This is a genomic window from Streptomyces sp. SP17BM10 (genome assembly GCF_036322405.1).
Lineage (GTDB): Bacteria > Actinomycetota > Actinomycetes > Streptomycetales > Streptomycetaceae > Kitasatospora.
The window spans coordinates 251,690-264,012 of the sequence record NZ_JAQYXB010000675.1; the positions used below are offsets into that span (position 1 = coordinate 251,690).

Here is a 12,323-nt window from a genome sequence, read left to right on the forward strand (position 1 = left end):
GGGGACCCCGGTCCCCGCCACCACCGGCCCCGGCCTCCCGAGCGCGCCCCGCCCGCGCTCGTTCGCGGCCGGACGGTGCCATACCATCGGCCGAATGAACGCAGCAGGACGGAGAACGGCCGACCGGGCCCCACGCGATCCCTCCCCGCCCACCCCGGTGTCGCTGCCCGGTCAACAGACCTGGAACCGGCAGCGGTTGCGCAGCAACAACGAATGGCTGCTCCTGGAGCGGCTGCGCGTGCACGGACCGCTCTCCCGGGCCCAGCTCGCCCGCGACACGGGCCTGTCCAAGCCCACCGTCTCGGCCGCGCTGGCCGCCCTCGAACTCGCCGGCCTGGCCCGCGAGGCCGGCCGCTTCGCCCCCGACCGGGGCCGCACGGCGGTCCTGTACGAGGCGGACCCGGCCGCCGGGCACGTCCTCGGGCTCGACATCGGCCGGGCCCGGCTGCGGGTGGCCGTCGCCGACCTGTCCGGCCGGATCGTCGCCCGCCGCGACCTGCCCAACCGGGGCCGCTCGGCGAACGCGGTGGCCGACGCCGCCGTCGCCGCCGCGCAGGAGGCCATCGCCGAGGCCGGGCTCACCCCGGCCGGCATCGCCCACACCGTCGCCGGCTCGCCCGGCGTGTGGGACGAACGGCGGCGCAGCGTCCAGCTCGCCGCCAACCTGCCGGGCTGGGGTCGGCCCGGCCTGTTCGACCGCATCGCGCAGGGCCTCGGCAGCGGCCGCGCCGTCACCGTCGCCAACGACGCCAACCTGGCCGCCGTCGGCGAGTACACCTACGGCGCCGGCGGGGGCAGCCGGCTCTTCGTCTACCTCCTCGTCGGCACCGGTCTCGGCGTCGGCGTCGTCAAGGACGGCGAGCTGCTCACCGGCGCCCACGGCGCGGCCGGTGAACTCGGCCTGCTGCGCCTGCCGGGCTGCGACGTCCCGCCCGGCACGGAGAGCGACCCGACGCTCGAACAGACCGTCTCCGCCGACGCGGTGGTGCGCACCGCCCTCGGGCTCGGCATGCGCAGACCGCTGTCGGCGGAGAAGGTGTTCGCCGAGGCCCGTTCCGGCGACCCGGCCGCCGCGGAGGCCGTCCGGCTGGAGGCCGACCGGCTCGGCTACGCGCTCGCCGTCGTGGCGGCGCTGCTCGACCCGGACGTCGTGGTCCTCGGCGGCGGCATCGGCCGCAGCGCCGACCTGCTGTTGCGCCCGCTGGAGGAGGCGCTGCACGGGCGCTCCCCGATGCGCCCCCGCCTGGAGGCGACCCGGCTGGGCCAGGACGCCGTCCTGCTCGGCGCCGTCGCGACCGCGCTGGAGGCGGCCCGCCCTGAGGTCTTCGAGCGGCGGACGGCCGCCGTCTCCTGAGCGCACGGGCCCCGGCCACCGGCCGTGCCCGTTCCCGCACAGAAGAAGGCTCCGCCGTACGCATGCTGGACGGCAGAGAAACCGACGAGCCGAGGACAAGGTCAAGGAATCGTCAACCGCTGCCCAAGAAAAGACAGTTGGCCGTCAACCATGGTCACCCTGACGGACGTCTCTGGTTTACTGTCCGGTAACCTGCGGCCGGGAACCACGTTCATCTGTTCCCTTTAGCGTCTTGGCCGCCGCCGGAGAGCCGACTGCTCGCCCCGCGCGACCCAACTCATTGACGACATGTTCGAGGATCACAGCATGCACGCAGTCCCCACCCGCAACCGGTGGCTCCGGTACGGCGCCGGCCTCGTCGGGGCCATGTCCCTCACCGCCCTCGGCGGCACCCCCGCGGCCTTCGCCGCGGAGGAGCCGCAGACGGCCACGCCGATCAAGCACGTCGTGGTGATCTTCCAGGAGAACGTCTCCTTCGACCACTACTTCGGCACCTACCCGAACGCGGCCAACACCGCCGACGACAAGGTGAAGTTCACCGCCAAGCCGGACACCCCGAAGGTGGACGGTCTCGGGGACGACCTGCTGCACCACAACCCGAACGCGATGAACCCGAAGCGCCTGGCCCCCACGCAGGCCGTCACCTGCGACCAGGACCACACGTACAAGGACGAGCAGCTCGCCGTCGACGGCGGCAAGATGGACAAGTTCGTCGAGCACACGAACGTCGAGAGCTGCAAGGCCCCGATGTTCACCCAGCCCGGCCTGGTCATGGACTACTACGACGGCAACACCGTCACCGGATACTGGAACTACGCCCAGCGCTTCGCGATGAGCGACAACTCCTTCGGCACCACGTACGGCCCGTCGACCCCCGGCGCGATCAACCTGATCACGGGCCAGACCCACGGCGGCTACGCGGTCGACCCGAAGACCGGTCAGAAGACCACGGACGCCTACGCGGTCGCCTCGCCGGACGCCGACGGCGTCGGCACCGTCATCAACGACCCGGACCCGGGCTACGACGACTGCTCCAGCACCGCGCACAACCAGCTGGTCATGACCGGCAAGAACATCGGCGACCTGCTCAACGACAAGGGCGTCTCCTGGGGCTGGTTCCAGGGCGGCTTCAAGCCGACCGCCACCAAGGACGGCAAGTCCGTCTGCGGCACCTCCCACACCAACGTCGTCGGCGGCTCGTCCGTCGACTACAGCCCGCACCACGAGCCCTTCCAGTACTACAAGTCCACCGCGAACCCGAGCCACCTGGCTCCGAAGACCGTGGACGAGATCGGCCACAACGGCCAGGCCAACCACCAGTACGACCTGTCCGACTTCGACGCCGCCCTCCAGCACGGCAACCTGCCGGCCGTCTCCTACCTGAAGGCCGCCAGCTACCAGGACGGCCACGCCGGCTACTCCGACCCGCTGGACGAGCAGCACTTCGTGGTCGACGCGGTCAACAAGCTGCAGAAGTCCAAGGACTGGGCCTCCACCGCCGTCATCATCGCCTACGACGACTCGGACGGCTGGTACGACCACAAGTTCGTCGAGCCCGTGAACGGCTCCGGCGACAAGGTCAACGACAGCCTGAGCGGCGTCGGCCAGTGCGGCAAGGACGCGGGCGCCGGCGGCTACGCCGACCGCTGCGGCTACGGCCCCCGCCTGCCGCTGCTGGTCGTCTCGCCGTACTCGAAGTCCAACTTCGTGGACCACACCCAGACCGACCAGACCTCCGTCCTGCGCTTCGTCGAGGACAACTGGAAGACCGGCCGGATCGGCGACGCCTCCTTCGACGAGCGCGCCGGGTCCATCGAGGGCATGCTCGACTTCAAGAACGCCCAGGCCGGCACCCTGATCCTCGACCCGGCCACCGGCCAGCCCGCCGGCACCACCCCGACCGGCCAGCCGACCGACGGCTCCTCCACCGCCGCCGGCACGCCGTCCACCGGCACGGGCGCCACCACCGGCGCGGGCAGCACCACGGCCGCGGGCACCTCCGCCGCGACCGCGGCCGCCGGCGCCTCGACCAGCGGCCCGGCCCTCGCCGCCACCGGCTCCTCCACCACCATGCCGCTCGCGGCCGCCGCCGCGGCCCTCGTGGCGCTCGGCGCCGGCGCGGTGGTCTTCGCCCGCCGCAAGCGCGGTCGCCGCGCCTGATCCCCGCACCGTCCTGACACCGCCGGGCCCCCTGGGCCCGGCGGTGTCGTGCGTCCGGGGCCCCCTCCGTCTCGGATACCGACCTCTCAGACCTCGACCCCTTGGACCCCGGCCGCCCGCAGCAGGACGCGGGCGGCCCCCTTCGCCTCGGCGGCGGGGGTGGCGTCGCCGCGGATGGCGGCGGCGGTGATGGCGCCCTCGGCGAGGAGGGTCAGGTGCGCGCCGGTGGCGGGCGGGGCGCCGGCGGCCTCGGCGAGGCCCGCGAGGTAGGCGGCGAACTCGTCCTTGTGGTGCCGCGCGGCGGCGGCCACCTCCGGCGCGGTGGCGCCCAGCTCACCGAAGGCGTTGACGAACGCGCAGCCCCGGAAGTCGGGTTGGGCGAACCAGTCGGCCAACCAGTCGAAGACGGCGAGGATTCGGCCACCGGGGCCGGCGGCGGCCCCGACCACGTGGGCGGCGAGCTCCTCGCGCCAGCGCCCGTCGCGACGCAGCAGGTAGGCCTCGACCAGCTCCCCCTTGGACGGGAAGTACTGGTAGAGGCGGCGCAGGGTGACACCGGAGGCGCTGCGCACGGCGTCCATGCGGACGGTCTGGATGCCCTGGGCGTAGAACAGCTCCTCGGCCGCGTCGAGGATGCCGGTGCGCGTGGCGTCGTGGTCCATCTGCCGTGCCCTTTGCGTGAGAACGTTGGTTCTCCTAGAGTAGCCGACATGGCGAGAACGATCGTTCTCGCCACGTCGCAACCCCTCCAGGAGGTCACGCATGTCCGCTCAGCGCCCGCCCCTGCCCCCGTTCACCACGGAGACCGCCCACGAGAAGGTCCGCGCCGCCGAGGACGGCTGGAACACCCGCGACCCCCGGCGCGTCGCCCTCGGCTACACGCCCGCCAGCCGCTGGCGCAACCGCGCCGAGTTCGTCACCGGCCGCGAGGAGATCACCGCCTTCCTCACCCGCAAGTGGGCACGCGAGCACGAGTACCGCCTGATCAAGGAGCTGTGGGCGCACGACGGCCACCGCATCGCCGTCCGCTTCGCCTACGAGTGGCGCGACGACTCCGGCCAGTGGCACCGCTCCTACGGCAACGAGAACTGGGAGTTCGACGACGACGGCCTGATGGCCCACCGGCACGCCTCCATCAACGACCTGCCGATCACCGAGGACGAGCGCCTGTTCCACTGGCCCCTCGGCCGCCGCCCCGACGACCACCCCGGCCTGACCGACCTCGGCCTCTGACACCCGGGCGCGCGAACGGCGGGGTCGTAGCCCGGGCGCACGGAGAAGATCGTCACGTACCTGGAGATGACCGACACCGAGGGGGGCTGACCAGGGGATCCGGCTCAGTCGAAGAGGTCCGGGTCCGAGACGGTGATCTGGTCCCACAGCGGGCGGGCCTGGAACCAGCCGGCCAGCGAGCTGCCGATCTGCTCGCGGGTGCGCAGCGCCGTCTCGCGGTCGATCAGCCTGGGCGTGCCGGCGGCCATCGCCAGCAGCTGCGCCTGGCAGGAGCGCTCCATGGTGACGAACCACCAGACCGCCTCGGCGACGGACTGCCCGACCGTCAGCAGGCCGTGGTTCTGCAGGATGACGGCCTTGTGCGGGCCGAGGGCCGCGCCGATCCGCTTGCCCTCCTCCAGCTCGTTGACCACGCCCCGGTAGTCGCTGTAGACGGCGTGGTCCTCGAAGAAGGCGCAGGCGTCCTGGGTGATCGGATCGAGCGGGATGCCGAGGCTGGAGAAGGCCTTGCCGTGCAGGGAGTGCGAGTGCGCGGCGGCGATCGCGTCGGGGCGGGCGGCGTGCACCTGGGAGTGGATGACGAACGCGGCCTTGTTGACCGGGCGGCTGCCGTGCAGCAGGTTGCCCTCGTGGTCGACGAGGATCAGGTCGGAGGCCTTGATCTGGCCGAAGCTCATGCCGAACGGGTTGACCCAGAACCACTGCGGGTTCTCCGGGTCGCGCACGGTGATGTGGCCCGCGACGCCCTCGGAGAACCCGAAGCGGCCGAACAGCCGGAAGCCGGCCGCCAGTTGCTCCTTGCGGTACTGGCGCTCGGCCTCGACGGAGTCGAAGGTCGGCGGCAGCGGGAAGGTGACGCCCTGCGGCATCGGGCCGACGACGGCGGCGAGTGAGTCGGGCAGCGGGGTGGTCATGGCGTCCTCCCGGAGTGGCGGTGCGAGTGCCTTCCCCCGAGATGATACGAGCATGTATCCGATACGTCGATGCATCGGATGGGACCCGTGGAGGAGTCGTTTTCCGGGAAAGTCCCTCAGCTGGCCGCAGGCCCGGCCGCCTCCGTCACGGCGCCCAGGATCGTCCCGAGGAACCGGCGTTCCAGCTCGCCGGGCGGCAGGACGTCGGGCTCGACGTAGCTCTGCGCCAGCCCGCCCTCGCGGATCGCGATCAGCAACCGGGCCAGCTCCTCCGCGTCCACGGTGAGGCGCAGCCCGACCCGCTCCAGCTGGGCGGTCAGGCCCCGGGCCAGCTCCGCCCGCAGCCGCGCGTCGTGGCGGGCGAGCACCCAGCCGGCCTGCGGGTCGCGGATCGCGAGGAGCGTGAACTCGGTGCTCACGAGGTACCAGTCCCGCTCGGCGGGGTCGATCCGGGCGATCCGCCCGGCGAACTCGGCGAGGGTGAAGTCCCCGGCGGGCAGCGCGTCGGCCAGCTCGGAGAGGCGGTCGAGGATCTCCTGGCTGTGCTGGTCGAACAGGGCGAGGAAGAGCTCCTCCTTGCTGCCGAAGTTCGAGTAGAACGCGCCCCGGGTGTAGCCGGCCCGGGTGCAGACCTGCTCGATCGTCGCGGCCTGGAACCCGTGCTCGGCGAAGACCGCGAGCGCCGCCTCCAGCAGCGCGGCTCGGGTCACGGGGCGGCGCTTGGTGGTGCCCTTGGGCATCTGACCTCCGGAAGTGGATCGGATGCACGAGTGTATCGATCACCGGGGCGGGCCGACCGGTGGGCCGGCGCGGGCGGGAGTGCCCGCACCGGCCCGTGACGGTCAGGCGCTCGGGCCCGGGCGGCGACGGCCGAGCAGGAGGCCCGCGGCCACGCCGAGGGCCCCGAGGACGACGCCCGCGATGCCGATCGCCCGGGCGGTGGAGTCGCTGGTGGCCGCCTTCGCCGCCACCGGAGTCACCGGAGCGGCCGGAGCCGTCGGGGCTGTCGGTGCCGCCGGTGCCGCCGGTGCCGCGGCCGGCGTCGCGGCCTCTGCGGCGGTCGCCGCGGTCAGGCGCAGCACCGGGGCCGGGTTCTTCGGCTCGGGCTGCCCGTCCTGCGGCTCCTCGATCCAGCGGACGATGCTCCCGTCGCCGTAGGTCTGGAGCGCCTTGAAGACGACCTTGTCCGTGCCGTCGGGCAGCGCGCCGAGGTCGACCGTGAAGTCCTGGTAGTGGCCGGGGGCGATCTGGCCGCCGGTCCAGACGATCCGCTGCACCACGTCCGTGATGTCGCCGTCGTCGGTGTGGATCGGGGTGGCGAGCTTGGTGGTCGTGATCGTGTCGGTCCAGCCCGGTACCGGCGCGACCAGGGCGGACGGGACGGGGTGGTCGACCGGGAAGTCGATCTCGACCTTCACGGTGCTGTTCTTGTCGTCCTCGTCGGGCACCCGGAACGCGAAGGTCTGGTCGGTCGCGTTCTTCGGCACGCTGGACGGCTGCACGGTGACGTGCGCGGACGCCGCGGTGGCGCCGGCCAGCACGGCCGTGGCGGCCACGGCGGAGGCGGCGGCGAGGCGGATCGCGGAGGAGGCTCTCATCGGTGGTGTCTTCTCCAGGGAAGGCATGGGTGTGGTCAGGGGCGGGCGGACGGCCACGAACGACGGGAGCATCCCGTCAGACGGCCGCACCCACCGGCGGACCACGCCTGATCACCACGTGCCGGAGCAGCGCAGAGCACGCCCGCGCCCTCCAACCGTCCACCGGCACCCGACGCACGACGCCTGCCGGAGTCCGGCCGCCGAGCCCGTCGCGAAGCGCCGCGAACAGGGCCAGGACGCCGCGGAGTCGGCCGGCGCCGGCCCGCACGGCGACCGAGGCCGTGCCGGCCGCGAGCCGGACCAGCGTCCAGACGGCCGCCTCCCCGCACCGCAGCCACCAGCCGGCGGCGACGGTCGCGGCCAGGTGCGCCGCGAGCATGGCCGGACCGAGGCCGAGGAGCGTCGCATGGCACCAGAAGGCGACGTGCGTCACGGCGACGGCCGGGTGCGGAACCACTGCGCCGGCGCCCGTCATGGCGTGGGCCATCGCGGCGCCGGGGTGTCCGCTCATCCCGGGCATGCCGCTCATCCCGGGCATGCCTCGCACGCCGTCCGCGTCGACCCTCGGCGGGACGGCGTGCGAGGCCTGGGCGCCGTGCGGGGCCTGGGCGGCGTGGAAGAGCACGTGCAAGCCCCCTTGCGCGCCCGCCAAGCCCCCGACGATCGCCCGCGCCGAGCGTTCCCGCCGCGCGCCGAACACCGCCAAGGCACCGGTGAGCACCCAACCGAGCGCCAGCACGCGCGGTGCGATCGAGCTCCCGGAGGCGAAGCCGTGCCCGGCCGCGGCCAGCACGACGCAGACCGTCGCGAAGGGCAGGGCCCTCAGTACACGAAGGTCGAGCGCGGCGGCGCGCACCGGTGTCGGCAGCGCCTCGGGTCGGGAGGCAGCCATGGCCGGGACATCATGCCACCGCCGTCCGAGCGCCGGGCCGGTTCGTCCGAACTCCGCACATCGCGACACGGACCCACGGGTTTCGACGGCCTCCGCAGCAGGTCGCGCCCCCGGCGGATGCGGCGGATGCCGTTCGCGTGCACCGTGGATACGTACAGCCCGCCCGTGCGGCGACCGTCCGTGCACCCGCGGATCCCCATCGGTCACCGGGGCGTGCCGTCGAGATCGAAGGAGGCGCCATGCCCACCAGGAGGATCCCCCGCAGAGGCCCGGTCCTGACCGCCGTCGCCCTCGCCGCCCTCCCGGCCATCGCGTTCGTCGCCCCCGGGCAGGCGGTGGCCTCCGCTCCCCCGCCGGCGGCGACGGCGACCGCGTCACCGGTCGGCTTCGTGAACCTGCCGACCAGCCCGCTGCCGAGCGATCGCACGCCGCACCGGTTCACCGTGAGCTACCGCAACCCCTCCCCGACGGACCGCACGGTGGCCCCGCAGGTCCTCGTCGAGTCGCCCGACCAGGGCCCCTTCCTCGTCACGTCCGACATCAGGCTCGAACTGCTCGGTTCCGACGGGCGGTGGCGGGTCGTGCCGCTCGGCAGCCAGACCGGCACGCTGTTCACCAGCCTCACCTCCGCGAAGATCGTCCTGCACGGCCACCACACGCTCACCCAGCACTACCGGCTCACGGTCCTCGCACCGGCCCACGGCACCGTCGAACCGCGGATCGCGCTGTACTCCTGAGGCCCACGGCCCTGGGTCCACGACCCGGGGCCCACGGCCCGAGGCGTCCGACAGCCCTACGCCCCGCGGTCAGGTGTGCTCCCTGAGGAAGGCGCCCGCGTGGGCGGCGGCCACCTCCGCGCTCACGTGGTGCGCCCCGTCCTCCGCCGCGCCCGACACCCCGTCGGCGCCCGTCGCCGTCCAGCCCCAGCCGCCGCCCGGCGCCTGGACCAACCTGGCCGTCCCGCCGAAGAGTTCGAGCACGCCCTGCTCCTGCGCCGGGCGCCGGATGGCGTCCGGCCACTTCTTCCGCGCGCCCTGCCGGGTGATGCCCCACACGGCGCCGAGCTGCTCGTAACTCGCCCCGTACGAACCGGCGGTGCCGGCCGCCGTCGCCGTCAGCCGCTTCACCGCTCCGTCCACCACCTTCCACGCGGCGAGGACGGACAGCGCCACCTCCGCCGGGTCCGCGTCCCACATGCGGTCCTGTGCGAGCCCGCTCCGCCGGGCGCGGATGGCCGTGGCCAGCGGGTCCAGGGCGTCGCAGAGCGCCTTGTCGAGTGCCGCCTGTTCTTCTCGGGTGACCTCAGGCATCATCATGCGACAACCGTAGTTCACGAAGTCGTTTCCGGGTAACAAAAGTTACCACGACGAGGGGGTTCATTCATGGGTGTCGCCTTCGACCCGGAGCTGCACGCCGCGCTGGCGGCCGTCGGCACACCGGAGCCGCTCACACCCGCCGGGCTCGCGGCCTGGCAGGCGCGGGACGCCGCCTCCCGGCCCCGGCCGACGGCCGAACGGCTGCGGGACGGCGGCCGGTTCGAGGTCACCGAACTGCGCGCGCCGGTGGCGTGGGACGGCGCCGAGGTTCGGCTGGTGACGGCCCGGCCCACCGGGCTCGCCGGGCCGCTGCCCGTCCTCTACTACCTGCACGGCGGCGGGATGATCTCCGGCAACGCGTGGTCCGTCCTGCCCCGCCTGCTGCGCGAGACGGCCGAACCGCTCGGGCTCGCCGTCGTCTCCGCCGAGTACCGTCTGGCACCCGGCGCGCAGTACCCGGCGGCCGTCGAGGACTGCTACGCCGGGCTCCTCCACCTCACCGAACTCGCCGACGCGCTCGGCCTCGACGCCGAGCGCGTCGTCCTGGGCGGCAAGAGCGCGGGCGGCGGGCTCACCGCGGCCCTCGCCCTGCTCACCCGCGACCGCGGCGGGCCGGTGCCGATCGGCCAACTACTCCTCAGCCCGATGCTCGACGACCGCGGCGACACCCACTCCAGCCATCAGCTGGCCGGCCGCGACACCTGGGACCGCACCTCCAACGCCACCGCCTGGCAGGCCGTGCTCGGCGCGCGGTGCGGAGCGGCAGACCTGCCGCCCTACGCCGCCCCGGCCCGCGCGACCGACCTCACCGGCCTGCCCCCGGCCTACGTCGAGGTCGGGTCGGCCGAGACCTTCCGGGACGAGGCCGTGGCCTACGCCGACGCGATCTGGCGGGCCGGCGGCGCGGCCGAACTCCACGTCTGGCCGGGGGCGTTCCACGGCTTCGACACCCTCGCGCCGCACGCGGCCCTCAGCCGGGACGCCCTCGACGCCCGGACGCGCTGGCTGCGGCGGATCCTCGGGCGGTGAAACGGCGGGCCGGCCGTGACGCGGGCCGGCCGGGGCGTGGACCAGCGGTGGCCGGGGCCTGGATCAGGGGGCCGGGGCGTGGATCAGGGCGGCCGGGTGGGAATCAGGGATGGGCGCCGTCCCCGTACACGCCGCCGGCCGCGTCCGTCAGGCTCGCCATCAACTCGGCGTGCCAGAGGTTCATGTAGTCCAGTCGGCGCCACCGGGGATTGTGGTCCGGGTGGTCGCGGAAGCGGTCGGCCGTCCGGCACAGTCGCGCCCACCAGATGGACACGTCCTGGCGCAGCCGCTGGGTCTCGCCCGGCTCCTCCGTGCGCCCCTCCTCCAGCACGATCTCCCAGGCCACCAGGAGGTCCGCGAGCTGGATGCAGTCGGCCGAGGTGATCTGCTCCAGGCGCTCGGCGGCGAAGTGGGCGTCACTGCCGTCGGGTTGCGCCGCGACGATCTCGCTCAGTCTGGCGGCCAGGAACGTCCGCAGCGGGTCGATGTCCTCGACGTGCAGGTCGTCGGAGAACTCGAGCAGTTCGGCGGGCTTGCGGGCGGCGGTCATCGCGGTCTCCCCTCCCGGTCCGGACAGACGGTCGGACGTGGCAGGCCGTCACGGCCCCGCCGCGTTCCGACAAGGACGATATCGCGGAGTTCCCCGCCGGTGGGGCTGTTCCACGGCTGTGACACGTCGTCGACGGGGCGCGGACCTGCGGCTGCGAGGCTCCTCCTGGTAAACGAGCAACGCACGAGGGGGACCTGGAAGATGTCCGTTCGCACCGCAGTCCGCAACCGGTTCGGCACCGTCGCCGCGATAGCCCTGATGACCACCGCCGGCACCGTTCTGGTCTCCGCCTGCGGTCCCAACGACACGGGCAACGGCCCCGAGCCCACCGCCGCCCCCGGCACGGCCGCGCCGGGCAGGACCGGCGGCGCGGGCACGGGCGGCACGGGCGGTTCCGGCGGCGCGGGGAGCACCGGCAGCACCGGCGGCGCCAAGGAGGTCAACGGCACCAGCGCGGCCAACCACCTCACCATCAGCACGGGCACCCAGACCGTCGTGATGAACGGCACCACCGTCGACTTCGGCACCGTCGTGCGCGACCTCGCGTGGTCCCCCGACGGCAAGCACGCCGCGTTCATCAACGGCGACGGCGACCTCGTGACCGCCAACCCGGACGGCAGCGACAAGGTCGTCCTCGCCAAGAACCCGGGCGGCGTGACCTGGTCCCACCCGAGCTGGCAGCACGCCGAGCCGAGCCCGAGCGTCACGAACAGCCCCGGCTTCCTGGAGCACTTCAACAACATCGTGTTCTCCGCGTCCAAGGGCAACGTCCTGACCCTCCAGACGGTCCCCGTCAAGGGCGGCACCGCCCCCCAGGAGCTCACGCCCGCCAGCTCCGAGGGCGGCGGCCCTCCCATCCCGCAGCCGCCCAAGACCGGCAACACCTGGTCGAACGCGGGCGGCAAGCGCGGCCAGGTCGCGTACGCCAACACCCCGGGCGGCGAGGTGTACATCTACGACGACTACATCCGGCCCAACACCCGCGACCTGGGCAAGGGTTCGCAGCCGGCCCCCTCCCCCGACGGCGAGCAGGTCGTCTTCGTCCGCTCCGTGAACGGGCACGACCACCTGTTCTCGAAGGACGCCGAGAACCAGGGCAAGGAGAAGGACCTCACCCCGTCGGCCACCACGGACTACACGGAGCCCGCGTGGTCCCCGGACGGGAAGACCATCGCCGTCCGCACCCCGGACGGGATCAGCACCCTCCCCGCCGACGGCTCGGCCGCCCCGACCCCCGTCTCGACGTTCAAGGGCCTGCCGGCCTTCCGGCCGTGATC

Annotated in this window: 13 protein-coding genes; 6 read left to right on the forward strand and 7 right to left on the reverse strand. The window is 73.5% G+C overall.

The features are described from left to right. Positions 1–94 precede the first annotated feature (94 nt). A complete protein-coding gene (locus PUR71_RS36950) occupies positions 95–1,354 on the forward strand; it encodes an ROK family protein (protein ID WP_329931632.1) in 1,260 nt (419 codons plus the stop codon). A gap of 306 nt (positions 1,355–1,660) precedes the next feature. Then, positions 1,661–3,514 (forward strand): phospholipase C, encoded by a 1,854-nt coding sequence (locus tag PUR71_RS36955; RefSeq protein ID WP_329931633.1) that lies wholly within the window; start codon positions 1,661–1,663, stop codon positions 3,512–3,514. 86 nt (positions 3,515–3,600) lie between these two features. Here the strand turns inward: PUR71_RS36955 and PUR71_RS36960 are convergent, their stop codons facing one another. Then, the gene (locus PUR71_RS36960; protein WP_329931634.1) at positions 3,601–4,176 is read right to left on the reverse strand and encodes a TetR/AcrR family transcriptional regulator; all 576 of its coding nucleotides are present in this window, start codon (positions 4,174–4,176) and stop codon (positions 3,601–3,603) included. Positions 4,177–4,276: 100 nt separating this feature from the next. Here PUR71_RS36960 and PUR71_RS36965 point away from each other — a divergent pair, with 100 nt between their 5' ends. After that, entirely contained in the window at positions 4,277–4,747 is a 471-nt protein-coding gene (locus tag PUR71_RS36965; protein ID WP_329931635.1) for a nuclear transport factor 2 family protein, read from the forward strand. 104 nt (positions 4,748–4,851) lie between these two features. Here the strand turns inward: PUR71_RS36965 and PUR71_RS36970 are convergent, their stop codons facing one another. The 4 genes from PUR71_RS36970 to PUR71_RS36985 all read right to left on the reverse strand — a co-directional run bounded on the left by PUR71_RS36970 (position 4,852) and on the right by PUR71_RS36985 (position 8,151). Continuing rightward, positions 4,852–5,661, reverse strand: coding sequence for a class II aldolase/adducin family protein (locus PUR71_RS36970; protein WP_329931636.1), 810 nt, complete (start codon positions 5,659–5,661; stop codon positions 4,852–4,854). Positions 5,662–5,777: 116 nt separating this feature from the next. Further along, a complete protein-coding gene (locus tag PUR71_RS36975) occupies positions 5,778–6,401 on the reverse strand; it encodes a TetR/AcrR family transcriptional regulator (RefSeq protein ID WP_329931637.1) in 624 nt (207 codons plus the stop codon). A gap of 102 nt (positions 6,402–6,503) precedes the next feature. Further along, entirely contained in the window at positions 6,504–7,259 is a 756-nt protein-coding gene (locus tag PUR71_RS36980; RefSeq protein WP_329931638.1) for a YcnI family copper-binding membrane protein, read from the reverse strand. A 76-nt stretch (positions 7,260–7,335) separates the two neighbouring features. Beyond that, complete coding sequence (locus PUR71_RS36985; protein ID WP_329931639.1) at positions 7,336–8,151, reverse strand: hypothetical protein; 816 nt, start codon at positions 8,149–8,151, stop codon at positions 7,336–7,338. Between the two features lie 239 nt (positions 8,152–8,390). Here PUR71_RS36985 and PUR71_RS36990 point away from each other — a divergent pair, with 239 nt between their 5' ends. Beyond that, complete coding sequence (locus tag PUR71_RS36990; RefSeq protein ID WP_329931640.1) at positions 8,391–8,888, forward strand: signal peptide protein; 498 nt, start codon at positions 8,391–8,393, stop codon at positions 8,886–8,888. 69 nt (positions 8,889–8,957) lie between these two features. Here PUR71_RS36990 and PUR71_RS36995 read toward each other — a convergent pair whose 3' ends face one another. Next, positions 8,958–9,467: a hypothetical protein gene (locus PUR71_RS36995; RefSeq protein WP_329931641.1), complete on the reverse strand. Its 510-nt coding sequence runs from the start codon at positions 9,465–9,467 to the stop codon at positions 8,958–8,960. A 66-nt stretch (positions 9,468–9,533) separates the two neighbouring features. Here PUR71_RS36995 and PUR71_RS37000 point away from each other — a divergent pair, with 66 nt between their 5' ends. Continuing rightward, positions 9,534–10,496, forward strand: a complete 963-nt coding sequence (locus PUR71_RS37000; RefSeq protein WP_329931642.1) for an alpha/beta hydrolase — start codon at positions 9,534–9,536, stop codon at positions 10,494–10,496. A 103-nt stretch (positions 10,497–10,599) separates the two neighbouring features. Here the strand turns inward: PUR71_RS37000 and PUR71_RS37005 are convergent, their stop codons facing one another. Then, the gene (locus PUR71_RS37005) at positions 10,600–11,046 is read right to left on the reverse strand and encodes a hypothetical protein (protein ID WP_329931643.1); all 447 of its coding nucleotides are present in this window, start codon (positions 11,044–11,046) and stop codon (positions 10,600–10,602) included. 201 nt (positions 11,047–11,247) lie between these two features. On the opposite strand from PUR71_RS37005, the gene PUR71_RS37010 reads away from it, so the two are divergent. Then, positions 11,248–12,321 carry a hypothetical protein gene (locus PUR71_RS37010; protein WP_329931644.1) on the forward strand — a complete coding sequence of 358 codons (1,074 nt, stop codon included), beginning with the start codon at positions 11,248–11,250 and terminating at the stop codon, positions 12,319–12,321. Positions 12,322–12,323: the final 2 nt, after the last annotated feature.

What these genes read in the sequence shown, in the direction of transcription:
- PUR71_RS36950 (WP_329931632.1), top strand. Translation starts at nt 95, where the DNA reads ATGAACGCAGCAGGACGGAGAACGGCCGACCGGGCCCCACGCGATCCC.
- PUR71_RS36955 (WP_329931633.1), top strand. Translation starts at nt 1,661, where the DNA reads ATGCACGCAGTCCCCACCCGCAACCGGTGGCTCCGGTACGGCGCCGGC.
- PUR71_RS36960 (WP_329931634.1), bottom strand. Translation starts at nt 4,176, where the DNA reads ATGGACCACGACGCCACGCGCACCGGCATCCTCGACGCGGCCGAGGAG.
- PUR71_RS36965 (WP_329931635.1), top strand. Translation starts at nt 4,277, where the DNA reads ATGTCCGCTCAGCGCCCGCCCCTGCCCCCGTTCACCACGGAGACCGCC.
- PUR71_RS36970 (WP_329931636.1), bottom strand. Translation starts at nt 5,661, where the DNA reads ATGACCACCCCGCTGCCCGACTCACTCGCCGCCGTCGTCGGCCCGATG.
- PUR71_RS36975 (WP_329931637.1), bottom strand. Translation starts at nt 6,401, where the DNA reads ATGCCCAAGGGCACCACCAAGCGCCGCCCCGTGACCCGAGCCGCGCTG.
- PUR71_RS36980 (WP_329931638.1), bottom strand. Translation starts at nt 7,259, where the DNA reads ATGAGAGCCTCCTCCGCGATCCGCCTCGCCGCCGCCTCCGCCGTGGCC.
- PUR71_RS36985 (WP_329931639.1), bottom strand. Translation starts at nt 8,151, where the DNA reads ATGGCTGCCTCCCGACCCGAGGCGCTGCCGACACCGGTGCGCGCCGCC.
- PUR71_RS36990 (WP_329931640.1), top strand. Translation starts at nt 8,391, where the DNA reads ATGCCCACCAGGAGGATCCCCCGCAGAGGCCCGGTCCTGACCGCCGTC.
- PUR71_RS36995 (WP_329931641.1), bottom strand. Translation starts at nt 9,467, where the DNA reads ATGATGATGCCTGAGGTCACCCGAGAAGAACAGGCGGCACTCGACAAG.
- PUR71_RS37000 (WP_329931642.1), top strand. Translation starts at nt 9,534, where the DNA reads ATGGGTGTCGCCTTCGACCCGGAGCTGCACGCCGCGCTGGCGGCCGTC.
- PUR71_RS37005 (WP_329931643.1), bottom strand. Translation starts at nt 11,046, where the DNA reads ATGACCGCCGCCCGCAAGCCCGCCGAACTGCTCGAGTTCTCCGACGAC.
- PUR71_RS37010 (WP_329931644.1), top strand. Translation starts at nt 11,248, where the DNA reads ATGTCCGTTCGCACCGCAGTCCGCAACCGGTTCGGCACCGTCGCCGCG.